21 protein-coding genes are annotated in these 22,825 nt (G+C 71.3%); 9 read left to right on the top strand and 12 right to left on the bottom strand.

Going from position 1 to position 22,825, the window contains the following annotated elements; translation table 11 throughout:
- Positions 1-129: 129 nt before the first annotated feature.
- Positions 130-1,320, bottom strand: a complete 1,191-nt coding sequence (locus ASE20_RS14805) for a glycosyltransferase family 4 protein (RefSeq protein ID WP_056895340.1) — start codon at positions 1,318-1,320, stop codon at positions 130-132.
- Between the two features lie 4 nt (positions 1,321-1,324).
- Positions 1,325-2,308, bottom strand: a complete 984-nt coding sequence (locus tag ASE20_RS14800; protein ID WP_056895339.1) for an NAD-dependent epimerase/dehydratase family protein — start codon at positions 2,306-2,308, stop codon at positions 1,325-1,327.
- Positions 2,309-2,431: 123 nt separating this feature from the next.
- Between ASE20_RS14800 and ASE20_RS14795 the strand changes: the two genes are divergently transcribed.
- Positions 2,432-3,403: a GDP-mannose 4,6-dehydratase gene (locus ASE20_RS14795; protein ID WP_082612450.1), complete on the top strand. Its 972-nt coding sequence runs from the start codon at positions 2,432-2,434 to the stop codon at positions 3,401-3,403.
- Between the two features lie 514 nt (positions 3,404-3,917).
- Here the strand turns inward: ASE20_RS14795 and ASE20_RS14790 are convergent.
- Positions 3,918-5,012 carry an NAD-dependent epimerase/dehydratase family protein gene (locus ASE20_RS14790; RefSeq protein ID WP_056895337.1) on the bottom strand — a complete coding sequence of 365 codons (1,095 nt, stop codon included), beginning with the start codon at positions 5,010-5,012 and terminating at the stop codon, positions 3,918-3,920.
- A gap of 149 nt (positions 5,013-5,161) precedes the next feature.
- Between ASE20_RS14790 and ASE20_RS14785 the strand changes: the two genes are divergently transcribed.
- Entirely contained in the window at positions 5,162-6,172 is a 1,011-nt protein-coding gene (locus tag ASE20_RS14785) for a glycosyltransferase family A protein (RefSeq protein WP_162261000.1), read from the top strand.
- 19 nt (positions 6,173-6,191) lie between these two features.
- On the opposite strand, the gene ASE20_RS14780 is transcribed toward ASE20_RS14785, so the two are convergent.
- Together ASE20_RS14780 and ASE20_RS14775 are read right to left on the bottom strand one after the other, a co-directional pair.
- Positions 6,192-7,091 (bottom strand): class I SAM-dependent methyltransferase, encoded by a 900-nt coding sequence (locus tag ASE20_RS14780; RefSeq protein WP_056895335.1) that lies wholly within the window; start codon positions 7,089-7,091, stop codon positions 6,192-6,194.
- 66 nt (positions 7,092-7,157) lie between these two features.
- Entirely contained in the window at positions 7,158-8,219 is a 1,062-nt protein-coding gene (locus tag ASE20_RS14775) for a glycosyltransferase (protein WP_157538455.1), read from the bottom strand.
- 24 nt (positions 8,220-8,243) lie between these two features.
- Between ASE20_RS14775 and gmd the strand changes: the two genes are divergently transcribed.
- Entirely contained in the window at positions 8,244-9,239 is a 996-nt protein-coding gene (gene gmd, locus ASE20_RS14770; protein WP_056895333.1) for a GDP-mannose 4,6-dehydratase, read from the top strand.
- Positions 9,236-10,129: an FkbM family methyltransferase gene (locus ASE20_RS14765; protein WP_056895332.1), complete on the top strand. Its 894-nt coding sequence runs from the start codon at positions 9,236-9,238 to the stop codon at positions 10,127-10,129. The genes gmd and ASE20_RS14765 overlap by 4 nt, the downstream gene beginning before the upstream one ends.
- Before the next feature lie 269 nt (positions 10,130-10,398).
- Here ASE20_RS14765 and ASE20_RS14760 read toward each other — a convergent pair whose 3' ends face one another.
- The 3 genes from ASE20_RS14760 to ASE20_RS14750 all read right to left on the bottom strand — a co-directional run bounded on the left by ASE20_RS14760 (position 10,399) and on the right by ASE20_RS14750 (position 13,573).
- Positions 10,399-11,127 carry a hypothetical protein gene (locus ASE20_RS14760; protein WP_056895331.1) on the bottom strand — a complete coding sequence of 243 codons (729 nt, stop codon included), beginning with the start codon at positions 11,125-11,127 and terminating at the stop codon, positions 10,399-10,401.
- Entirely contained in the window at positions 11,124-12,083 is a 960-nt protein-coding gene (locus tag ASE20_RS14755; protein WP_056895330.1) for a hypothetical protein, read from the bottom strand. Before ASE20_RS14755 ends, ASE20_RS14760 begins: the two co-directional genes overlap by 4 nt.
- A gap of 113 nt (positions 12,084-12,196) precedes the next feature.
- Positions 12,197-13,573: a class I adenylate-forming enzyme family protein gene (locus tag ASE20_RS14750; protein WP_056895329.1), complete on the bottom strand. Its 1,377-nt coding sequence runs from the start codon at positions 13,571-13,573 to the stop codon at positions 12,197-12,199.
- 279 nt (positions 13,574-13,852) lie between these two features.
- Here ASE20_RS14750 and ASE20_RS14745 point away from each other — a divergent pair, with 279 nt between their 5' ends.
- Together ASE20_RS14745 and ASE20_RS14740 are read left to right on the top strand one after the other, a co-directional pair.
- On the top strand, positions 13,853-15,148 hold the full coding sequence (locus tag ASE20_RS14745; RefSeq protein ID WP_056895328.1) for a phthiocerol/phthiodiolone dimycocerosyl transferase family protein: 1,296 nt from the start codon (positions 13,853-13,855) through the stop codon (positions 15,146-15,148).
- Positions 15,145-16,437: a hypothetical protein gene (locus ASE20_RS14740; protein WP_056895327.1), complete on the top strand. Its 1,293-nt coding sequence runs from the start codon at positions 15,145-15,147 to the stop codon at positions 16,435-16,437. Before ASE20_RS14745 ends, ASE20_RS14740 begins: the two co-directional genes overlap by 4 nt.
- 41 nt (positions 16,438-16,478) lie before the next feature.
- Here ASE20_RS14740 and ASE20_RS14735 read toward each other — a convergent pair whose 3' ends face one another.
- Genes ASE20_RS14735 through ASE20_RS14725 form a run of 3 tightly spaced genes read right to left on the bottom strand, consistent with a single transcriptional unit; the run spans position 16,479 to position 18,198 of the window.
- Positions 16,479-17,234, bottom strand: coding sequence for an SDR family NAD(P)-dependent oxidoreductase (locus tag ASE20_RS14735; protein ID WP_056895326.1), 756 nt, complete (start codon positions 17,232-17,234; stop codon positions 16,479-16,481).
- Positions 17,231-17,488: a phosphopantetheine-binding protein gene (locus tag ASE20_RS14730; RefSeq protein ID WP_056895325.1), complete on the bottom strand. Its 258-nt coding sequence runs from the start codon at positions 17,486-17,488 to the stop codon at positions 17,231-17,233. The genes ASE20_RS14735 and ASE20_RS14730 overlap by 4 nt, the downstream gene beginning before the upstream one ends.
- Positions 17,489-17,496: 8 nt before the next feature.
- Positions 17,497-18,198, bottom strand: coding sequence for an acyltransferase (locus tag ASE20_RS14725; protein ID WP_157538454.1), 702 nt, complete (start codon positions 18,196-18,198; stop codon positions 17,497-17,499).
- 50 nt (positions 18,199-18,248) lie between these two features.
- Here ASE20_RS14725 and ASE20_RS14720 point away from each other — a divergent pair, with 50 nt between their 5' ends.
- Positions 18,249-19,310, top strand: a complete 1,062-nt coding sequence (locus ASE20_RS14720; RefSeq protein ID WP_056895323.1) for a sulfotransferase family protein — start codon at positions 18,249-18,251, stop codon at positions 19,308-19,310.
- A 42-nt stretch (positions 19,311-19,352) separates the two neighbouring features.
- Here ASE20_RS14720 and ASE20_RS14715 read toward each other — a convergent pair whose 3' ends face one another.
- Positions 19,353-20,399, bottom strand: a complete 1,047-nt coding sequence (locus tag ASE20_RS14715; protein WP_157538453.1) for a putative sugar O-methyltransferase — start codon at positions 20,397-20,399, stop codon at positions 19,353-19,355.
- Between the two features lie 112 nt (positions 20,400-20,511).
- Between ASE20_RS14715 and ASE20_RS14710 the strand changes: the two genes are divergently transcribed.
- Both ASE20_RS14710 and ASE20_RS14705 read left to right on the top strand, forming a co-directional pair.
- A complete protein-coding gene (locus tag ASE20_RS14710; RefSeq protein WP_157538452.1) occupies positions 20,512-21,525 on the top strand; it encodes a glycosyltransferase family 2 protein in 1,014 nt (337 codons plus the stop codon).
- Between the two features lie 67 nt (positions 21,526-21,592).
- Entirely contained in the window at positions 21,593-22,816 is a 1,224-nt protein-coding gene (locus tag ASE20_RS14705) for a glycosyltransferase family 61 protein (RefSeq protein WP_056895320.1), read from the top strand.
- Positions 22,817-22,825: the final 9 nt, after the last annotated feature.

Here is a 22,825-nt window from a genome sequence, read left to right as displayed (position 1 = left end):
CCTCCTGTCGATGACCAGCCCGAGATATCCGGTCGCCGCGATGCGGGATGGGGGCACCCGCACATGCAAGCCAACGAGCGAGTTCAGAAAGAGATACGTGTTACATCGAAACGTTCGAGGCAATGCCTCTCAGCGTTTTCCTTTTTCGAGCAGCTGTTCGAACCTCGAGGCCAGGCGCTGCAGCGCGAACTCCTGCTCGGCGAGGTCGCGGGACGCCTCCCCGAGCTCCTGGCGCAGGTCGTCGTCGGTCAGGACCTTCGCGACCCAGGCGGCGGCCTCAGGCATCGAGGCGTCGGTCGGGGGCAGCACCAGGCCGCCGGCGCGGGTCACGAGCGCCGAGGCGAGGTTCTCGCCCGGCATCAGCCCGAGCACCGGCCGGCCGGCGCAGAGGTAGGACAGGGTCTTGGACGGGACGGAGAAGGCCCCGGCCTCCTGCTCGAGCAGCACGACGAGCAGGTCACCCGTGCCGAGCACCTCCGGCAGCCGCTCGTAGGGCTGGAAGGGGAGCAGTGTGATCTCGACGCCGAGGCGCTGCGCCTCGGCACTCAGCACGTCGACCGCCGGGCCCGAGTTCACGACGACCAGTCGCACCGGGCGGCCGGCGTCGATGGTCGCCTTGGCGAGGCGGACCAGCAGTGCCGGGTTGTGCTTGAGGCCCAGCGTGCCGGAGTAGACCAGGGTCTGGACGTCGTCGAGCCCGTTCTCGGCGGCCCACTCGTTCTTGCGCGGGGTCGGCCGGATCTCGTCGAGCGGTGCCCAGTTCGGGATCACCGTGACCTTGTCGGCCGTACCCCACTTCTCGTGGACCGGGACGAAGGACGGCGCGATCACGACGATGGCCGCGGCCCGCCGCGAGCACCAGCGCTCGGCCACCTCGAACGCCCGGGCGACGAGCGCGAAGCCCTTCGGGAGCTTCTTGCCCGCGAACGAGCGGATCGCGACGGCGTAGACGTCCTGGTGCCACAGCACCCACGGGCGCCGCAGCACGGCCATGAAGAACGCGAAGATCACCAGCGTCGGGATCTGCACGTTCGACATCAGCGCGATGTCCGGGTTGACCTTCCGGACGTGGCGCACCAGCTCGAACCCGCGAGCGGTCTCGCGGACCAGGCGCTGGAGCATCGCCTGGTTGTCGATGACCTTGGCGCCGCCGATCCCCTCGAAGGTGATCGTCTCGCCGGGGGCTGCCTCGAGCTTGCCCTTGCCCGAGACGTAGCCCTCGACGTACGAGTGGGTGACGTCGTGCCCGCGCCGGGCCAGCTCACGGCTCAGCTCGGCCTGGAAGGGGTGCCCGCTGTGGTCGTGGACGAGGATCCGCAACGCGTCAGCCCTGCGCGCGCTTGACCTGGTCGTAGACCCACGCATAGGTCTTCGCCAGGCCGTCGGCGAGGCTGATCGAGGGCTCCCAGCCGAAGACCTCGTTGATCTCGGTGTTGTCGGAGTTGCGGCCCCGGACGCCCTGCGGCGCGCTGAGGTCGTAGTTGCGCTTGCACGTGATGCCGGCGATGTCCTCGACGATGGAGTACAGCTGGTTGATCGACACCAGCTCGGCGGAGCCCAGGTTGATCGGCTCGACGTGGTCGCTCGCCAGGATCATCTGGGAGCCCTTCACGCAGTCGTCGATGTACATGAAGCTGCGGGTCTGCTCGCCGTCGCCCCAGATCTCCAGCTCGTGCTTGCCGGAGATGACCGCCTCGGCGATCTTGCGGCAGACGGCGGCGGGGGCCTTCTCGCGACCGCCGGTCCACGTGCCCTCGGGGCCGTAGACGTTGTGGTAGCGGGCCATGCGCGTGGTGAGGCCGAAGTCCTCGCGGAAGTGGCGGGCCATCCGCTCGGAGAAGAGCTTCTCCCAGCCGTAGCCGTCCTCCGGCATGGCCGGGTAGGCGTCGGACTCCTTGAGGGCGGTGACCGACGGGTCGGTCTGCTTGTCGGCGGCGTAGACGCACGCGGACGAGGAGTAGAAGTAGCGCTCGACGTCGTACTTCTGCGCGGCCTGCAGCATGTGCGTGCTGGTCAGCACCGTCAGCATGCACAGGGCCTTGTTGTTCTCGATGAAGCCCATGCCGCCCATGTCGGCGGCGAGCATGTAGACCTCGCGCGCGCCCTGGGTCGCGGCCTCGGCCTGGTCGAGGAGGGAGAGGTCGCCGACGCTGTTCTGCGCGTCCGGGTGGACCTGGTACCACTCGTCGAGCGGCTTCACGTCGACCGAGCGAACGGTCTTGCCCTGGGCGAGCAGGTCGGCGACCAGGTGACCTCCGATGAAGCCACCGCCACCCGCGACGAGAACATCCACTGGGCCCGCGTTCATGCTTGTTCCTCCAAGAAGAGTGTGATGGTCGCCCCCCAGCGATGCCCTACCAACGAACACCTTCGTCGTCCGTCACGGCCGATCCGGGACGTGGGGGCAGCCCGGCCCTCCTAGACTACGGCCGTGACATCCCGCGTTCGCACGGCACTGGTGACCGGAGCCGCCGGACAGGACGGGATCTACCTGGCTCGCTCCCTCGTCGCCGACGGCCACCGCGTCGTCGGCACGGTCACGCCGGGCTTCGGTGCCGGCGACGCCCGCGCGACATACCTGGGCGGGGTCGACCTGCGCGAGCTCGACCTGCGCGACGCCGCGGGCCTCGCGGCACTCGTCGCGGACGTCGAGCCCGACGAGGTCTACAACCTCGCGGCGGTCAGTTCGGTCGGCCGCAGCTGGCAGGAGCCGGAGCTGACGGTCGCGGTCAACCAGACCGCTGTCGAGGTGCTCGTCGACGCGGCCCGCCGGCTGCGCGACCGCACGCGGCGCGACGTCCGCCTCTTCCAGGCGTCGTCGGCCGAGGTGAGCGGGGAAGCGACCGCGAGCCCCTACGCCCGGTCGAAGGCCGCGGCAGAGGACGTCGTCCGCGCGGCGCGCGACGCCGGCCTGGCCGCCTGCTTCGGCCGCCTCTACATCCACGAGAGCCCCCTGCGGGCGCAGACCTTCGTCAGCCGCAAGATCACCCGCGGCGCGGCCGAGATCGCGCTCGGCAAGAGCGACCGGCTGGTGCTCGGCAACCTCGACGTGGTGCGCGACTGGGGCTTCGCGGGCGACTACGTCGAGGCCGTGCGGCTGATGCTCGCGGCCGACGTACCGGTGGACCTGCCGATCGGCACCGGACGCCCCCACGGCCTGCGCGACCTCGTGGAGCGTGCCTTCGTCGCCGCGGGGCTCGACGGCGCCGACGGGTACGTCGAGCAGGACCCCGCCCTCGTGCGGCCTGCCGACACGGCCTTCCTCGTCGCGGACCCGGAGCCGGCCGCCGCCGCGCTCGGCTGGCGTGCGAGCGTCAGCTTCGAGGAGACGATCGACGCGATGGTCGCCGCCGACCTCGAGCGGCTGCGGACGGGCGCCGAAGAATCACTGGCGTACGTGTAGCGGCGCCTGCTGCGGTGGCTCGTCGCGGTAGCTCCGGCGGCCGCGCGTAGCCGACCGTCCCCCGGCGTCAAGGCGCTCGCTGCGCTCGCCCGCTGCGCGGCGCCTTCGGCGGCCTTGACCCCGGGGCCCTGCCGGTCGGCTGTCGGCGCGGTTGTCGGCACGGGCTTCGCCCGCGCCGCCGCCAAGGCGGCCGCCGACGGGCGTGGATCGCTCGCGGGTCCGATCTCGGCCAGGACACCCGTCGATTGGGCACAAACCGCAAGAAGAACGGCCCGGAACCTGCAGTTTCTGCCCACAACGGGGCCCTCCTGCGAGCGCCGGTCCGTAACCCGGCCGCCGGACCCGACCCACCGCCCAGGCCTCGCCGTCGCTGCCGTTTGGAAAGCCGACCGTCCAGGAAACCGCACCCGACCGGCGTCCGTCCGTGACAGGTGGGCTCGTCGGGCGGCGAAAAGGACACCAGCCCCGTCCGGTGCGCTCGCACCGGACGGGGCTGATCGGAAGGCGGGGTGTCTCAGTCGAGCACGTAGCGTGCGCCGAGCTTGGTCAGCAGCTCCTGGTGCTTGGCGTACCAGTCGATGGTGCGGCGTACGCCCTCGGTGAAGTCGATCTTCGGGACGAAGCCGAAGTCGTGGAGCTTCTTCGAGTCGAGGAACTGGTCCGGGATCTCGATGAAGTTGTCCGGCTTCGGGATGGTGGTCGGCTCGAGGTCGGTGCCGAGGACGCCCTTGATGGTGTCGATGACCTGGGTGACGCTCTTGATGTTCGAGAAGCTCTCGATCGGCTGGTCGGTGCCGGAGGTGAAGGCGCCGACGTTGTAGGCCGCCCAGCCGTACGTCGAGCGGCCGGTGCGCGGCATCTCCTGGGCGTAGTGGCGCTCCATGTTCTCGGCGAGGAACAGGTAGGCGTCGCACAGGTCGTCGATGTAGATGTACTCGCGCAGCACGTCGGCGTTGCCGAGGTTGATGACCGGGGCCTTGCCGGCCATCATCCGCAGGCTGGTGCGGGGGATCAGGCGCGAGAAGTTCAGGTCGCCGGAGCCGTAGATGTTGCACGAGCGCACGATCAGCGCCGGCACCTTGAACTGGAACGAGTAGGTCTGCGTGATCAGGTCCGCGCAGGCCTTGGAGGCCGAGTAGACGTCGAGGCCGCGCAGCGCGTGGGTCTCGACGTACGGCAGCGGCTCGGGGTCGTCGGCGTCGGCGTGGTCGCCGTAGGACTTGTCGGTCGAGGCGATCACGACGCGCGGCACCTCGTTGATGCGCGCGGCCTCGAGCAGGTTCATCGTCGGGAGGATGTTGTTGTGCAGCGTGCTCATCGGCGCGTTGGCCGCATCGCTGACGATGGCCGATGCGGCGAGATGGAAGATCGTGTCGATCTGGTGGCGGTTGACCACGCGCTGGACCTGCGCGAAGTCGTCCATGTCGCAGACCTCGACGTCGGGACGGTCGATGTGCCCGAGCAGGTCGGCCGTCGGCACCGGGCGGTTGTGGCGGACCGTGATGGTCACGACCGCGCCCTTCTTCATCAGCGCGTCGGCCAGGTTGCTGGCCACGAAGCCGTCGCCGCCCGTGATGAGCACACGCTTGCCGTACCAGAAGTCGTTCATGGTGGGGGTCCCATCTTGTCGGACTCGGGGGTTTGTCCACTGCGAGGCCGTGGCGATTCGAGCGGGCGCGACTGTATCAGCGGCACGACGCGTTCGGGACGGATATGGTCGCCCCGGATCGCGAATCACCGCAGCAAGAGGAGATGTCGTTGCAGACACCAGTCGTCATGTTCGTGTTCAACCGACCGGACCTGACCCGACGCACCCTGGCGGCGATCAGGGCCGCGAAGCCGGAGCGGCTGTTCGTCGTCGCCGACGGCCCGCGGGAGGGCAACGAGAACGACGCGCGGCAGTGCGCCGCGGTGCGCGAGCTGATCATGAACGAGGTCGACTGGCCCTGCCAGGTGGTGCCGCGCTTCGCGGAGACCAACCGCGGGCTCGACCCCAACATCGAGGCCGGCATCGACTGGGTCTTCTCGCAGGTCGACCGCGCGATCTTCCTCGAGGACGACTGCATCGCCGACCCGACCTTCTTCATCTACTGCGAGGAGCTGCTCGAGCGCTACCGCGACGAGAAGAAGGTCTGGTTGATCTCGGGTGACACCCACGAGGTGCCTGAGTCCTACTTCCACGACTACAGCTACGACTTCGCGACCTGGGCGAGCATCTGGGGCTGGGCGTCGTGGGCCGACCGGTGGCAGGCGCACCGCAAGCTGTTCAACCGCGAGCACGTCCCGGTCGACCAGCCCGGGCAGCTCGTCCCGCCGCAGCGCGCGGTCCCCGCGCCGCCGCACCCGGACGCCCTGGTGTCGGAGGCCGGCAAGCGGCACTTCACCAAGGTGTCGACCGACGTCGACCCGTCGTCGTACTTCTGGGACCACCACTGGTGGGTCACGATCATCAACCAGAACGGGCTGTCCGCCGTCCCGCGGCACAACCTGATCGAGAACGACGGGTACGGCGAGGGCGCGTCCAACACGCGCGCGCAGAAGGACTCGATCCCGGCGCGCCCGCTCGAGCTGCCGCTGCGTCACCCCCCGGCCGTGGAGCGCAACCGCAAGGTCGAGGAGGAGCTCGAGCTGATCATGGTGCGCACCGACAGCTGGATCTCGCGCGTGGCCCGCGCGATCATCCGGCCGCTGTGGCTGCGCGCGATCGTGCGGAAGATCATCACCCAGCCCGTGATCTGGCGGCTGGTGCGGAAGGTGCTGAACCGCTGAGCCCCCAAGGGCCGGGTCGTTACGCCCGGCCCTTGCGTGCCCGTACGTCGAGCACGATGCGCGGCGCGACCGGGCTGGAGACCAGCTTGTCCAGCATCTTGGTGGCCGGGCGGACCGACCACGACGGCGGGTTCAGCGACAGGACGTACGCCTCCGACGTGAGCGTGTAGCGCAGCCGCGGCTCCGCCACGACGTCCACGAACCCGAGCCGCTCGAGCTGGGCGGTGATGCTGCGCCTGGTGTGCAGGATCCAGTGGTGCTGGGCGATCCGGCGGTCGGGGACCTGGCTCGCGCGCCCGCGCGTGGCCCGCTTGACCAGGTGGGCGGCCTGGTCGGCCGCCGTCCAGTGCGGGGTCTGGAGGAAGAGGACGCCGTCGGGGCGCAGCATCGTGTGGATGTCCGAGAGCAGCTCGTCGCCCTCGTTCACGTGGGCCAGCACGCACCACAGCGTGACGGCGTCGGCGATCTCGACGTGGCCGTGGGCCTCGAGACCGCCGAGGTCCAGGCGGACGCCGTGGCGCTCGCGCGCCAGCTCGACGGCACCGGCCACGATCTCGTTGCCCGTGACGTCGTAGCCGAACTCGTCGCGCGCGACGCTGAGGAACTCGCCGTCGCCGGCGCCGATGTCGTAGATCAGCGGTCGGCGGTCGCCGCGCTCGCCGAGCGCCTCGCCGATCCAGCCGAGCGCCTCGCGCCAGGCGCCGGGCCCGGCGCCCTCGCGCTTGATGTCGACCCAGTCGCCGTAGTCGTCGGCCGACCACTCCTTCTGGATGACGATCGCGTCCATCCGCTCCTCGGCCATGTGGTCGGACCAGTAGCGCACGCCGCAGTCACGGCAGGTGCTGATCCGGCGGCCGGTGGCCCGGGAGGCCACGGCGGTGTGGACGCGGGTGCCCGCGCAGGCAGGGCAGTGGGTCATGCACGACTCCGGTGGGGGCGAACGGACGTGGGGGACGGACGGTAGTACAGCAGGTCCGGGGACATTTCAGACGAGGATCAGTCCGGAACGGACCACTTCGGCGGTACGACGCCACGTGAACGCCTCCGCGAAGGCCTGCCCCTCCGCGATCCGCTCGGCGGACAGCTCGGTGGCCCGGCCCATCGCGACCGCGAGGTCGGCCGGTTTCGTGGAGGCAGTCACGACGGCGTACCCGCCGGTGACCTCGGCCAGCGCCGGGTCGTCGGACACGACGGTGGGGATGCCCAGGCGCAGCGCCTCCGCCGCAGGCAGGCCGAAGCCCTCGAAGTCGGAGGGGAAGACGACCATGCCGGCGCCGGCGAAGCACTCGCCGAAGGCCTCGTCGTCGAGCCACGGCATCAGCTCGACGCTGTCGGTGCTCCCGAGCCGGTCGACCTGAGCCTGCGCGGCCTCGCGGTCGGCGCGGCCCATGCCGACCAGGCGCAGCACCCAGCCGGGGTGGGCGGCGACGAAGTCGGCCCACCCGGCGATCACGGCGTCGGCGTTCTTGTTGCCGAAGTGGCCGAAGGCCAGGGCGTACGGGCGCTCGCCCGGCTCGGGACGGCGCCACGCGAGGGCGTGGTCGGAGCCGAGGGCGGCGGTGACGGCGGTGCGGCCCAGGCGCGGGTGGCGGCTGCGCAGGTCGTCGCGGCTGCGGTCGGAGATGCAGAAGATGCCGTCGGCGAGGTGCATGCTCCACGCCCACGACACCCGGCGCGCGATCCGCGTCTTCCGGGAGAACTGGCCCGGGCGGAGCTCGTGGCGCAGGTCGTAGAAGATCAGGCCGCGCGGCTGGCGGGTGCCGAGCAGGCTGCTCGCCGGCGCGGAGCTGAGGACGGCGTCGACGTCGAGCTCGCGGGCCGCGCGACGGATCGCGCCGGAGCGTGACCACAGCTTGCCGAGGGGACCGGTGCCGGAGATCTCGGTGGTCGCGACGGAGGGCGGCGTGGCGAAGCGCTCGCTGTCAGGACCGAACAGGACGGTGATGTGGTCGTCCGGAAAAGCCTCGACCCAGCCACGCACCAGGTGCTGGACGACAATTGAGACGCTGCCGGGACGGGCAAGGACGGCATCTACCAGCACACGCACGATGGGCGACGATACTGTGCCCCCGTGACCAAGCGTGCGCTCATCACCGGAATCACCGGTCAGGACGGCTCCTACCTCGCTGAACTCCTGCTCTCGAAGGGGTACGAGGTCCACGGACTCGTCCGTCGTTCCTCCACCCTGAACCGGAGCCGGATCGATCACCTCAACGAGTCGGCCGACCTCCACCTCCACTACGGAGACCTCACGGACGGCGTCAGCCTGAGCAACCAGATCCGTGACATCACCCCCCACGAGGTCTACAACCTCGGCGCGCAGAGCCACGTGAAGGTGTCCTTCGAGCTCCCCGAGTACACCGCGTCGACCGACGCCGTGGGCACGCTGCGGCTGCTCGAGGCGATCCGCGCGGCCGGCATCGACTGCCGGTTCTACCAGGCGTCGACGTCCGAGATGTTCGGCGCGACCCCGCCCCCGCAGAACGAGTCGACGATGTTCTACCCGCGCTCGCCGTACGGCGCCGCGAAGCTCTACTCCCACTGGGTGACGGTCAACTACCGCGAGGCCTACGACCTCTTCGCCGTCTCCGGCATCCTCTTCAACCACGAGTCGCCCCGCCGCGGCGAGAGCTTCGTGACCCGCAAGATCACCCTGGGCGTCGCCTCCATCAAGCTCGGCATCGCCGACCACCTCGACCTCGGCAACCTCGAGGCCGTCCGCGACTGGGGCTACGCCCCCGAGTACGTCGAGGGCATGTGGCGGATGCTGCAGCACGACGAGCCCCAGGACTTCGTGCTGGCCACCGAGGTCGGTACGACGGTCCGCGAGTTCTGCGAGTACGCCTTCTCCCACGCGGGGCTCAACTGGGAGGACCACGTCCGCTACGACAAGTCCTACGAGCGCCCGACCGAGGTCGACGCGCTCATCGGTGACGCCTCCAAGGCGCGCGACGTCCTCGGCTGGCGCGCGCAGACCCACGCCAAGGGCCTGGCCGAGCTGATGGTCGACTCCGACATCGAGCACCTCGGCCGCCTGGTCCAGCACAAGAAGGAAATCGGTGGATGATGCGACCGGCTGACATTGCCTCGATCGCGAAGCGGCGGCTGGGCTGGCTGATCCGCGACCAGTTCCCGTTCCGGCCCGTCGTCCGCGAGGTCCAGGGTGTGACCCTGGTGCTGCCGTGGTCGCACCGGCTCCCCGACTACGCGCTCTGGGGTCCGGCGTACGGCCAGAACCTGGTCGAGCTGGCCCGGCTGCTGGCGGAGAGCTCGCCGCTGACGGTCCTCGACATCGGAGCCAACGTCGGCGACTCGACGGTGCAGATCCTCAACGCCGCCGACGGCAAGGTGCTCTGCATCGAGGCCGACCCGGCGTACCTCGAGTTCCTGCACCGCAACGTCGACCGCGACGACCGGGTCGCGGTCGTCGAGGCGCTGCTGTCGGTCGACGACGCGCAGGCTGCGCGCACCGCCGTCCGCACGGGCGGCACGACCCGCTTCGCCGAGGGCGGCGACGCGGACGCGATGCCGATGGTCTCGCCGGCCAAACTGCGCGCCGACCACCCGGACTTCGACCAGCTGCGCCTGGTCAAGTCCGACACCGACGGCTACGACGTCGAGCTGGTCCCGGCCGTCGCCGAGGCGTGGGCCGACACCAAGCCGGTGCTGTTCTTCGAGTACGACCCGTACCTCACCCGCATCGCCGGGCACGACCCGCTCAGTGTGTGGAGCCGGCTCGAGGCGCTCGGCTACCGCGACGTCGCGGTGTGGGACAACGGGGCCACCCCGATCGGTCGTACGACGACCGCCGACGCCGGCGCGCACGGAGCAGCGGTGCTGGACGCGCCGGCCAACCAGCGCACCCGGGGCCGGGCCTACTGGGACGTGGCCGTCGTGCACGTCGACGACGAGGACGGCCGGGCGGCGATCGAGAAGCTGGTGCCGGGCACGCTCTGACCCGCGAGCGGTGGCTCCCGGGGCGGCCGCCCAGCGGGTGCTGGTCCGTTGCGTGCCGGTGACCCCTTCGAGTGGTCACAAACCGCAGAACAATCGGCCCGAAACTTGCGGTTCCTGCCCAAACGAGGGGTCCCTTGCGAGCGCCGGACCGCAATCCGGCCGCCGGACCCGACCCATCGCCCAGCGTTCGCCGTCGCTGCCGCTTGCGAACGCAACCCCCTGACCAGCCGCAGCGCCCGCCGGAGATGCGCAGCCTGCGGCCACGGGGGTCAGGCCTGCGCGAGGAGCTCGTGCAGGCGGGTCTGGGCGAGCGCCCGGCCCGCGTCGTTGGCGTGCACGCCGTCGAAGTGCAGCGCGGTGTCGAACCAGCCCTGCGGGTCGGACAGGTCGTCGGTGAGGTCGAGCGCGACCAACCGCGGCCCGGAGGCGGGCGCGCTGATCTCGTCGGCCAGCCGCGCGCGCAGCATCCGGTGCGTGACCAGCCGCTCCTCGTTGGTGCCGCGGACCGGGAAGGACTCGTGGACGAAGTCCTCGAGCGCCGGCGGCGGCGGGAACAGCACCAGCCCGCTCGGGGCCCCCAGGTCCGTGACGGCGCCGCGGATCCGGTCGACGTAGGCGGCGACGAAGTCGAGGTCGAGGCCGTCGGCGACCCGTGGCGCGAGGTGGCAGCGGTTGTCGATCTCGCCGAAGCTGAAGACCCACGTCACCTCGCGGCTGTGGGGCACGCGACCGAGCATGCGGAGGGCGCGGTGCATCTCGGGCTTGAAGCCGTCACGGGCGATCGAGAACATCAGCCGCGGGCCGAGGTGCCACACCCAGCGCCGCTCGGCGGTGCTGCCCACGACCATCGGCGGGAAATGGTCGGCCACGAAGTAGGCGGCGTGGGAGTCGCCGACCCAGACCTGGTCGACCCGGCCGCGCGCGATCGCGACGGCCAGGCGCAGCAGCCCGACCCACGCCAGGGCGTGGGCCCGGAGGACCCGGAGGCGGTGCCTCACTCGACGCCCCGGGCGCCGACGGCTGCCGCGACGGTGGTCTCCTGTCCCGTCGTGACGTCGATGACCGGCTGCTGCCCGATCAGGGCGAGGCGCTTGGCGATGCTGCGCTCGCGCGACAGGGTGCGGTCGGGGTTGCGCCCGGTGAGGAAGTGGGCCTCGCGGAAGCCGGACCGGGCCGTGTGCGCCGGCAGGTCCCCGGCGAGGTCCTCGCGGACGAAGAAGGCGTTGGCGCCGTTGCTCGCGCAGCCCACGAAGCGATAGCCCTTCTTGCCGGCGAGGTGCACGAGTGCCCCGAGCGAGGCGCCGAAGTAGAGCATCGAGTAGTGCGCCTCGACGTTCACGAACGACGGGTCGTAGGGGACCGTGATGGTCGCGTCCGGGCCCCAGAGGGCGTTGTACTCGGAGACGACGATGGCCGGCTCCACCACGTCGATCGCGTCCCACAGCCAGTAGTCGATGCCGTCGACGTCGACGGACAGCAGCCCGATCGGCCCGCGCAGCCCGTTGTCGCTGATGAGGGCGTTGACGTTCTCCTTCGTCACGAACGCCGACACCGGCTCGACGTCGTAGCGCCACGCCATCTCGGTGCCCGTCACGAACTGGACGTGCGCCTCCCCGCCGTCGATCACCACGCCGCGCCAGTTGTTGTTCTGCAGCAGGAAGCGGGTGTTGGACTCGCGGTAGTCGCCGGTGCCGATCTCGACGAAGGTGGTCTCGGCGGGCGCCACGCTGCGCACGAGGTGCTGGATGATGCCGTCCTCGCCGAACTGGGAGAACACCTTGAACTCGGCGTCCTCGAGCCGGCTCGGCTTCCGGACGTCGAGGAGGTGGCTCTCGAGGCGACCGATGGCCAGCCGGATCTCGTCCTGCTCACCGCGCATCCGCTGGATCACGTGGCGCGCACCGGGCGCGGACGCCAGTCGGCGCAGGGAGCTGTAGGCGAAGTCAGACGGCAAGGGATCCTCCGTGCCAGGTTTCGGCCGGCCTCGGACGGACCGGCAGTTGCTGCGGAGGATAACGGACCTGCCCGGCGTGGGCAGGGGAAACCCCGCGGAGCTGGTGAGGCGGGCTACTCGACCATCCCGCGGACGGTCTTCGCCCCGCGGGTCTCGAGATCGGTCACGACGGAGACGCTGCGGGGGTGCCAGGCGCTGGGCAGGTCGGCGACCGCCTCCTTGACGGCGCGGCGCAGGTCGCTGGTGTCGACGGCCTCCGGGTCGCCGGTCGGGACGATCTCGACGGCGACGATCGCACCGGTCAGGCGGTTGGGACGACCGAAGACCCGGGCCATCGAGACCTGGGGCAGCGCGCTGATCCGCTCCTCGACGGGCAGCGGGTGGACCTTCACGCCGCCGACGTTGATGACCTCGGAGTTGCGGCCGCGGAAGAGGACGCGGTCCTCGACGACCTCTGCGAGGTCGCCGGTGGGGACCCACCCGTCCTCCTCGACGGGCGTGTCGGACCGGTCGCCGGCGTACCCGCTCATGCCGGTGCCGGCGCGCACCCAGAGCTGGCCGTCGACCACCCGCAGCAGGCCGTCGGGGTTCTCCTCGCTCCACAGGCTCGCGACGGACAGGCCGGGGCGGCCGTCGCCCACGGAGGCGATCGAACCGAACTCGGTCGAGGCGTAGACCTGCGAGATCCGGGCGCCCGGCAGCGCGGCGCGGAGGTCGGTGAGCAGGTCGGGGGAGCTGGCCTCCCCGCCGAGCGTCACCTGTGCGAGCGGCGGCAGGGCGACGCCGCGGCTGCGCGCCTCGGCGAGCAGGAAGCGCCAGTACGTCGGCGTCGCGCTGACGCAGTCGAGCTGCTGGGTCAGCAACGCCTCGAGGCCGTCGCGGGGCTGGCGCGGGAAGGGTGCGACGAGGGTGCCCTGGATCGCCATCACGTGCTGGAGCACCTGGATGCCGGCGAACTGCTGCGGGCCGTAGGCGAGCAACCAGCGCTGCCCGGGACGGGCCCTGGTGTCGCGTGCGGTGCGGGCCAGCACGGACCAGTCGTGGCGGGCCGCCTTGGGCAGGCCCGTCGTGCCGGTGGTGCGGATCAGGATCGGCTGCTCGCCGTCGTCGCCGGAGTCCGTGACGGGGGAGTCGGAGGTCAGCTCGTCCGGCCGTACGACGACGAGGCCCTCGCCCGCGAGGTCGTCGCGGCGGGAGACGACGACGGTGTGGCCCAGTGCGGCGGCCTGCTCGCGGAACTGCGTGGCGTCGATGTCGGGCTGGTACTGGCAGGGCTCGGCGCCGACGAGCGCGGCGCCGGCGAGCAGGGCGAGCACCCGGCCGGCGTCCGGCTCGACCACCGCGAAGCGGTCGATGCCGCTCTCGCGCAGGGCGGCGCCGACCGTGCGCGCGGCGGCCAGCAGGCCGGCGTACGACGTGGTGGCCTCGGTGGTGACCACGGCCGGCTGGTCCGGCACTGCGGCGGCGGCTCGTTCGAGCAGGCGGATCATGGCGCCAGTATGGCCGAGCACGAGCAAGGCACCGCGACGGGTGGGAGGATCGTGACGCTCGCCCGTCGCGAGCGTTGGAAAGGGAGCCGGTGCGTTCTGCACCGGGTTACGAAGAGGAGCAGTGAGTGGCCACCCCCGGACCTTGTTCGCGTGTCCCGCACCCCGGGCACGCACCCGGCGGCGTTGGCGTCGCTCGTTGGACGAACGAGTACGACTTCGCTCCGCCGCCTTGCCGGGCACGCACCCGGAGCACGGGCCACCCTCGAACAATGTCCGGGGGTGACCACTGACGTGGGCGTGCACCGTCCGATGACGACCCCGGAGAAGTACTACACCTTCCTCGACCACCAGTGGCCGAGCAACGTGATGATCTCCGCGGACCTCGCGCGCTGCTTCGAGCACGAGACCGTCGCCGCCGTGTGGGACGAGTTCCGTGCCCGCCGGATCCTCGGCCGCGCGGTCGCCACCGACGACCTCACCCTCGCCGACCCGGGCGTCGCGCCCGGCCACCTCACGACGCGTGAGCTGCCCACGGACGCCTGGGACCAGGTGTTCGACGAGGAGGCCACCGTTCGCCACGAGCTCGGCCTCGCGCCCAGGCTCCTCCACCTGTGCAGCCGCGAGGAGGGGCGCTCGCGGCTGATCCTGCTCGGTCACCACGCGCTGCTCGACGGCCGGATCGGCCTCGGCGAGGTCCAGTGGCTGGTGCGCCTGCTCGACGGCCAGGACATCCCCGAGCAGCAGGAGCTGTCGACCCCGCCGCCGCCCGTGGAGGACGCCCACGCGTGGCAGCAGGACCGTACGGCGATGTTCGAGCTGCTGCGCACGATCCGCGCGCGCAACCTCGAGCTCGGGACCCCCGGACCGGAGTGGTGGCCGGAGACCTCCGTGCCGGCGCGGCCGCGGCTGCAGCAGCTGGTCCTCGAGCCGGAGCCCGCGGCAGCCTTCCTGGCCGCCGGTCGGGCGCACCGATCGAGCGCATTCTCGACCGTGGCCGCGGCGTGGCTCGGCATCGTGGCGCGCGAGCTGTGCGACGCCGACGCGCCGGGCGGCGACGGGCGCGCGACGGTGCAGCTCGCCGTACCCGCCGACCTGTCGACGCCCAGCCCGACCCCCGACGCCCCCACCGCGATGTCCGTTGCGGTGCTGGCGCGCCCCTTCCGCGTGGACCCGACCGACCCGTGGACGCTCTCCGGCGAGATCGTCGCGACGATCCGCGAGGCTCTCGCGCGGGGCGAGGGCGACCTCTTCTTCCAGCTCACCCGCACCGAGAAGGTCGAGGACCTCGAGACGGGGCGCAACCTGGTGGCGGCCGCGTTGAGCGCCGGGCCGCCGTGCCTGGTCGTGAGCAACATGGGCGTCATCGACCCGGGCACCGACCCGGAGTGGCTGACCTTCGTGCAGGGCCAGCTCGCGCCTGCCCCCAACCAGGTGGTGTTCGTGGCGACGCTGAGCTACCGCGGCCGGCTCGTGCACACCATCGCGACCGACGACAACCGCATCGACGTGGACCGCTCGGCCGGCCTCATCGCGACCTACCGCGCCTTCCTGGACGATGTCGCGGCGGGCCGGTGAGCGCAACAGAGGAGGCCACTGAGGCGGCGCCGCGGCAGAAGGGCGCGGGGAGCCGGCTCAGCCTGATCACGGTCGACCAGGTGCTCTCCAGCCTGTCGAACATCGCCGCGCTGATCTGGGTCGCGCACGCCTTCGACCCGGTCGACTTCGGGCGGTTCAGCCTGATCGTGATGGTCTACACGGTGGCCCAGGTCGCCGTGCGCAGCCTGATCTCGACCACCGTCGTCGTGCACCCGGAGGAGGCCGACGAGCGGCCGCGCACGATCCTGGCCTCGGCCACGGTGACCGGGCTCGCCGCTGGCGTGCTCACCGGTCTGGCCGGTGCGGGACTGCTGCTGTCGGGCAGTGCGCTGGCGTGGCCGGTGCTGGCGCTCGCCGTACCCATGCCGCTGCTGGTCGTCCAGGACGTCGGCCGCTACCTCTCGATCGCGCGCCGCGAGCCGGGCCGGGCCGTCGTGATCGACGGACTGTGGTTCCTGCTCATGATCGTCGGCTTCGGGGGCGCGCTGGCCGGGGGTCTCGACAGCCTGGTCTGGCCGGTGCTGCTGTGGAGCTGGGCCGGGGGCATCTCCGGGCTCTGGGTCTTCGTGCAGTACGGCCTGCCCGACCGCGACGGCGTCGCCTGGGTGCGCGAGCACTGGTCGTTCTCGTGGCGCTCGCTGGTCAGCGGCGTCGCGAGCAGCGGCATCACCCTGCTCTTCGCCTCGCTCATGACGTTGTTCAGCTCGGCGCTCGCCGTGGCGGCGTACCGGGCGGCGACGCTGCTGGCCGCCCCCAGCACCGCCGTCCAGCTGGCCGTCTCGACCGCCGCCGCCACCGACATCGCCCGCGACCGCGAGGACCAGGGCGCCTGGTGGGGCCACGTCCGCAAGGCGATCGTGATCTGCGTGGCCGTCGGCGTGGTCAACCTGCTGGTCCTGGTGTTCCTCCCCGACCCGATCGGGTGGGCGGTCCTCGGCGAGGCATGGGACCTCGTCCAGCCGCTGATGCTGGCCATCAGCTGCAAGGTGCTGCTGATGGCGGGCCAGAGCGGCCTGCGCGCGGCACTGATCGGCCGGCACCGGATCCAGACCGCGATGGTGACCGACATCGTGGCGCTGCTGCTGATCGGCGTCTGCATGGTCGCCGGTGCCGCGCTCGGCGACGCCGAGGGTGCGCTGTGGGCCATGGCCGTCGGTACGGCGGCCTCGACCGCCTGCTGGTGGGTCGCCATCGCCTGGGACAACCGCGCCCCCAGGGGCCGCCACGCCGCGCGCGGCCGGCAGGGCGTGGAGACGCGACAGGCCTGACGGGCGAGCCCGTCAGGCCTGCGGCGCTGCTGTCGTCCGGGTCAGGCGGTGAGGCCGCCGTCGACCACGAGCACCTGACCGGTGATCCAGTCGTTCTTCTCGTCGACCAGGAAGGCGATCGCGCGCGCGATGTCCTCGGGGTCGCCGAGCCGGCCCGCCGGCGTACGACGGATGATCTGCTGCAGCTGGCCGTCGTCGAGGCCGTGGCTCATCTCGGTCTTGAGGTAGCCCGAGGCGATGCTGTTGACCGTGATCTTGCGCGAGCCGACCTCGCGGGCGAGACCGCGTGTGAAGCCGTCGAGGGCGGCCTTGGTGGCGCCGTAGACGCTGAGCCCGCGGTAGCCGGTCAGGCCGGTGATCGAGGAGATGTTCACGATCCGGCCGCCGCCGTGCGCCAGCATGTTGCGGACGATCTGGCGGCTCAGGTGGATGGTCGCCTTGAGGTTCAGGTCGATGACCGTGTCGGTGTCCTCGTCGGAGAACAGCGCCAGGATGCCGTCGCGGGCGACGCCGGCGTTGTTGACGAGGATGTCGACCGACTTCCACTCACCGAGGACGTCCTTGACGAACGCGGTGCAGGCCTCGCGGTCCGCGAGGTCGACCTCGCGGAAGAGGAACCGGCCGTCGTAGGCCGGGTCCTTCTGCCAGGTGCGCACGGCGTCGGTCTCGCTGCGAGCACAGGTGGCGACCCGGTCGCCGGCGTCGAGGAAGTGCTGGACGATCCCCTCGCCGAGACCCCGGCTGCCGCCGGTGATGATGACGGTGCGGGGAGCCGCCGAACCTTCGGGTGCGCTCATGCGGAGGCCGCGGCCTGGTCGGCGTAGAACGCCACGACCTCGCCGACGGTCTCGGGAAGCAGGCCGGCGCCGAACGGGTCGGTGCCGAGCTCGTCCTCGAGGATCGCCGACAGCTCGGCGGTCTGGAGCGAGTCCAGGCCGAGGCCGTCGTCGCCGTGCAGGCGGGACTCGAGGGTCACGGTGAGGTCCTCGCGGTCGGAGCGCTCGAGGAGCTCCGTGACGATCGCGACGATCCTGGTCTCAACTTCGTTCATGCCAGCCTCTACTCAGATGGGGGGTTCGGAGGGGCAACGACACCGGTGGCCCCGGGGTGACGGGCCCGCAGGTAGACATGTGCGGGGATGTCGATCGCGGCGAGCCGGCGAGCCGGCACACCGCCGTGCAGGTGGCCGCCCTTGGCCTCCTGGCCGGTCCAGGTCGTCGACCCGGCAGCGATGAGGGCGCCCTCGCCGATCGTCGTGCCGGGCAGCATCGTGCAGGACGTCGCCACGACCGCGCGGTCGCCGATCGTGACCGGGTCGAGGATGACGCCGCCGTTGGTGGGGTCGAAGGCGTGGGACAGCAGCGTCGAGCGGATCCCGGTCACCCAGGTCTCGTTGCCGAGCACCACGCCGCCGCCGCAGTCCAGGTAGTGCTGGCTGATGATGTGCGAGAAGTCGCCCAGCCGCAGCGTGCGCAGGTTCTCGGTCTGCTCGGCGCCGGGCTCGTAGCCGGAGTCGCCGACGACCTGGTTGAACAGCATGATCCGGCAGCCCTCGCCGAGCTTGACCAGGCGGAGGTCGCGGAACAGGTTGAAGTGGTGGATCAGCGACCGCTCGCCGACCTCGAACCGCTCGACCCGGCGGACCAGGCAGATGCCGATGACGGCCGTCGGGTGGATCTGGTGCCCGAGCCGGTTGAGGAGGCGGATCTTGAGTCCGCTCGGCGGCAGCAGGAACACAAGAGTCGTGAGGGCCTGTCGCACGACGCGACCTTACACATCACCAACGACGGCTGGGCCGTATTCTCACGCCCGTGGTCGTGCTTGCCGAGGTTCCCGGTGCCCAGGTCTCCCTGCAGTGTGACGTCTGCATCCCCCCGGTGCTGACCGTCGGCACCCCCGAGCAGATGACGAAGCTGGGCTGGTCGTTGCGCTCCGAGGGGCACCCGCTCGACGCCTGCGTGAACTGCTCCGCGCACTTCGCGCCGCGCAACCGCGTGGCCCGGGCGGACGCGGTGCCGACGACGCCGGACCCCGACCGCCTTCCGAACGTGATCGTGATCGGCGCCATGAAGGCCGGTACGACGAGCATGCACAACTACCTCGACGTCCACCCCGACGTCGCGGTGTCGACCGAGAAGGAGATGCGCTTCTTCTCCGACCCGGGCGCGCTCGGCTGGGTCGGTCGCTACCAGGACCACTTCCCCACGGGCACCCGCATCCGGGTGGAGTCCTCGCCGCACTACACCAAGTTCCCCGTCGTACCGGGGGTGGTGGACCGGATGGCCGACCTGGTCCCCGACGCCAAGCTGATCTACCTGGTCCGCGACCCGGTCGACCGGATCGTCGCCGACTACGTCGAGCAGCTGCAGTGGCACCACGCCCACCGCACGCTCGACGAGGAGGCCGTCGACGCCGCCGACCCGGCCAACGCGGTGATGGCGTCGAGCCGTTACGCCACCCAGCTGGAGGAGTTCCTGCGTCGCTACCCGGCGGAGCAGATCCTCGTGCTCGACCTCGCCGACCTCGGCGCCGACGTCGTCGGCACGATGGCCCGGGTCTTCACCTTCCTCGGCCTGACGCCGCCCGACGTGAGCGCCGAGGACTACGGGCGCCACAACACGCTCGAGGAGAAGTACCAGATCCCCGCCTGGGTGCTGAAGCTGCGCCGCGGGCCGCTCCTGCGCGCCGTACGACGCCTGCCCGCCGGGCCGCGCAAGATGATCAGCATGGCGGCCTGGCGCCGCTCGGGGAACCTCGTCGAGCGTCCCACCCTCGCGCCCGGGACCGAGGCGCGGCTCAAGGAGCTGCTGGCGCCGGAGGCCGCACGGCTGCGGGCGCTGACCGGCCTGCCGTTCGAGCACTGGAGCGTGTGAACGGCGGGCGGCCCGCGTCGTGGGGCCTCCTGGCCCGAGCGGTCAGGCGCCCTTGCGCTTGAACAGGTAGAACCGGTCGTGCAGGTCGATCAGCTCGCGCAGCTCGTCCGACTGGTGGATCGGGCGGTCGTCGACCAGCTCGTAGCCCCGGTCGAGGACGTCCTGGCGGAACGGCTTCATGGAACCGTCGGCCTCGGTGCTGCGCAGCTCGTCCGGGGTGTTCGGGACGATGAGCAGCCACGGGATGTCGCGCTCGGCGATCCGGTCGAGCCACCAGCGGATGGCGTCGAGGGAGCACTCCGAGAAGCTGTGGATGTTGACGGCGACGTCGTAGCGCTCGCCGAGCTTCTCGTGCTCGTCGAGGCGGACGACGCGCACCGCCTCGGGCAGCTCGCGGAAGCGGGTGTAGTACGAGCACAGGAAGGTCGACGTGGAGACGCCGTCGATGCAGTCGTAGGCGGCGATGTCCGGGAAGGCGGTCGCCATCCGGTGGGCGAGGCGACCGTAGCCGGCGCCGATGTCGAGGACGCGCAGGCCCTCGATGGACGACAGGCCCATCTGGTCGTCGAGGTAGTTGATCTCGTTGATGCTGTCGAGCAGGTCGCGGCTGATCGGGGCGCGGTCGCCGAAGGTGAACGTGAACGCGCCGAACAGGCCGTCCTCGCTCAGCTTGTCGAACAGGCCGAGCCGGTCGCGCTGCTTCACGTCCAGCATCGACAGGTACATCCGGATCCGTGCGGAGTTGCCGAGGTGGCGGAACTGCCACACGTAGGCGTTGTCGCCGCGGAACCACGCGAGCGACAGGTTCTTCTTCAGGAAGCTCTGGCGCCACTGGGTGTGCGCGGCAGCGGGGATGCCGAGGCCGTCGTACGCCGCCTCGAGCTCGTCGAGCGCGGGGTTGTCGGGCCGCAGCTCGTGCTCGGCACCGGCAGGAAGCGGCACCTCGTCGTTGTGGGAGATCTCGACGTAGCGGCGGCTCTCCTCGTTCATCCGGGTGATCAGGAAGCCGGCGCGCGCCGCAGCGATCTTGGTGCGCTGGGTGGCCCAGTGGCGGGCCTTGGCCACGGGCGAGGAGTTGGTGGGGGACACGGTCGGAAACTGTAACCGTGCGCTCGCCCATCTGGTGGAATGTCGCCGGAACCCGGAGCACGCTGCCCCGTTGTCCACCCGGAAGTCCCCCCGCCCCGCACCCGAGGAACACGTGCTCACGACCCCTGTGGCCCTGGTCGTCTTCAACCGACCGCACCTGACCGAGCAGACCCTCGCCGCGATCCGGGAAGCAGCACCGCAGCAGCTCTACGTGATCGCCGACGGCCCGCGGGCCGACCGGCCCGAGGACGCCGAGCTCTGCGCGGCGACGCGCGCACTGCTCGACGCGGTCGACTGGCCGTGCGAGGTGCACCGTCGCTTCGCCCCGGAGAACCTGGGCCTCGAGGCCAACGTCGAGCTCGGCCTGGACTGGCTGTTCTCGCAGGTCGAGTCCGCGATCGTGCTCGAGGACGACTGCCACCCGGACCCCTCCTTCTTCCGGTACGCCGACGAGCTGCTCGCGCACCACCGCGACGACCCGCGCATCTGGCAGGTCTCGGGGAGCGGCATGGGTGTGCCGGAGCGGCTCTTCGGCGGCGACAGCTACGCCTACACCGCGTGGGCGAGCGTGTGGGGCTGGGCGACCTGGGCCGACCGGTGGCAGCGCCACCGCGCGATCTTCACCCGTGACCACGCGCCCAGCGAAGCGCCGGTGCGCACGGTCGCGCCGACCCAGCAGCCGGGCCACCTGGTCACCCGGTCGGGGGAGCAGCACTTCGCCGACGCGGCGCGGTCCGACGACACGATCACCCACGGCTGGGACAAGCACTGGTGGATCACCATGCTCACCCTCGGCGGGCTGGCGATCTCACCGTCGCGCAACCTCGTCGAGAACGTCGGCTGGGGCGCGGACGCGACCCACGGCGCGGCCGAGGGCAAGCGCGACCACGGCGCCGCGGCGATGGACTTCCCGCTGCGGCACCCGGCGCAGGTGGCCGTCAACGTCGAGGTCGAGCGGGAGCTCGAGCTCGTGCTCAGCCGGGTGGGCGGCCGGTTCGCCCGGGTGGCGCGGCGCATGGTCCGCTCGCCGCGGCTGCGCCGCGCGGCGCGCACCGCGGTCAACAGCCGCCCCGCGATGGCCGTCCAGCGCTTCGTCAGCCGCTCGCGGGACCGGGTGTCCAGATGAACCACCCCACGAAGTTCTACGCTTCCCCCGCTCCGCTCCTCCAGCGCACAACGTCGCGGGGACCCCGATGAGCCTCCCCTCCTGGCTGCGGCCGTGGTGGCCGCTGTTCAAGCGCCTGCACCGTGCGCTGACCTTCGTCCTGGGCTGCGTGTTCCGGGTGCTCTCGCGCGTCCTGGGCCGCCGCGGCGTCCCGGTCCGGGCGACCGCCCGCTCCAGCGAGACCGCCGCGCTCGACCCGGCGCACGTCGTACTGCACCCGGGGAGCGCGGAGGAGCAGCTCACCCGCCCGGCCACGAAGGGCGATCCGGCGGGCCACTGGCTCTTCGAGGAGCTCCGCACGGCGATCGTGCCGGCGACCTTCGTGCTCGAGGTGAAGGAGGGGCGCCTCTCCGGCGACTACGCCGCCACGACGACGCCGGGCAAGGTGCTCGACCACGAGACCAGCACCTACTTCGGCGTCGAGGACTGGCGTGAGCACCCGGTCTTCCTGCGGCCCACGCTCGGACCGACCGAGCACGTGCCCGGCACGGTCCTCAGCCTGACCACCCGCGGCACGTCGATCAACTACTACCACTTCCTGTACGACGCGATCGGCCGCCTCGCGGTCCTCGACGAGTGCCTCGGCGGCCTCGACGCGCTGCGGCCCGACGCGGTCGTCGTCCCGCACGGGGCGCGCTACCAGCGCCAGCTGCTCGAGCTCGCCGGCGTCGGCGGGCGGCTGATCCAGCCCGAGCGCGGCCGGACGGTCGCGGCGGACCGGCTCGTCGTACCGAGCAACCCGAACTGGGCGCTCCAGGCGCCGCCGGCGACCGTGCGGTGGCTGCGTGAGCACCTGGCGCCGACGCCGGGTGCCGGTGCCGACGGCCCGCGCCGGATCTACATCACCCGTGGCGACACCCCCCGGACCCGCCGCTACGTGCAGGAGCCCGCGCTGTGGCCCGAGCTGGAGCGGCGTGGCTTCGTCCGCATCGACCCCGGCGCCCACAGCGTGCAGGAGCAGATCGACCTGTTCCACGGTGCGGAGGTCGTGGTCTCTCCCCACGGCGCCGGGCTGAGCAACATCACCTTCTCCCGGCCCGGTGTGCGCGTGCTCGAGATGTTCGCCTCGACGTACGTCCACCTGGGGTTGTGGTCGATCTGCCAGGCCATCGACGCGGACTACCGCTACCTTGTGGGTGACGGGCCGACCGGGGGACCGGGCCGCAATTCCGGAGTGCTCGACGACGTCTCCGCGCCGCCCCAGAAGGTGCTGGACATCGTTGACGACATGCTGAGCGGACACCACCAGTGACGACCCGAC

Origin of the sequence: Nocardioides sp. Root240, assembly GCF_001428825.1 — a bacterium.
Taxonomy (GTDB): domain Bacteria; phylum Actinomycetota; class Actinomycetes; order Propionibacteriales; family Nocardioidaceae; genus Nocardioides.
The sequence above is the reverse complement of the archived record's forward strand: the minus strand, read 5'-3'. Positions and strand labels throughout refer to the sequence as shown.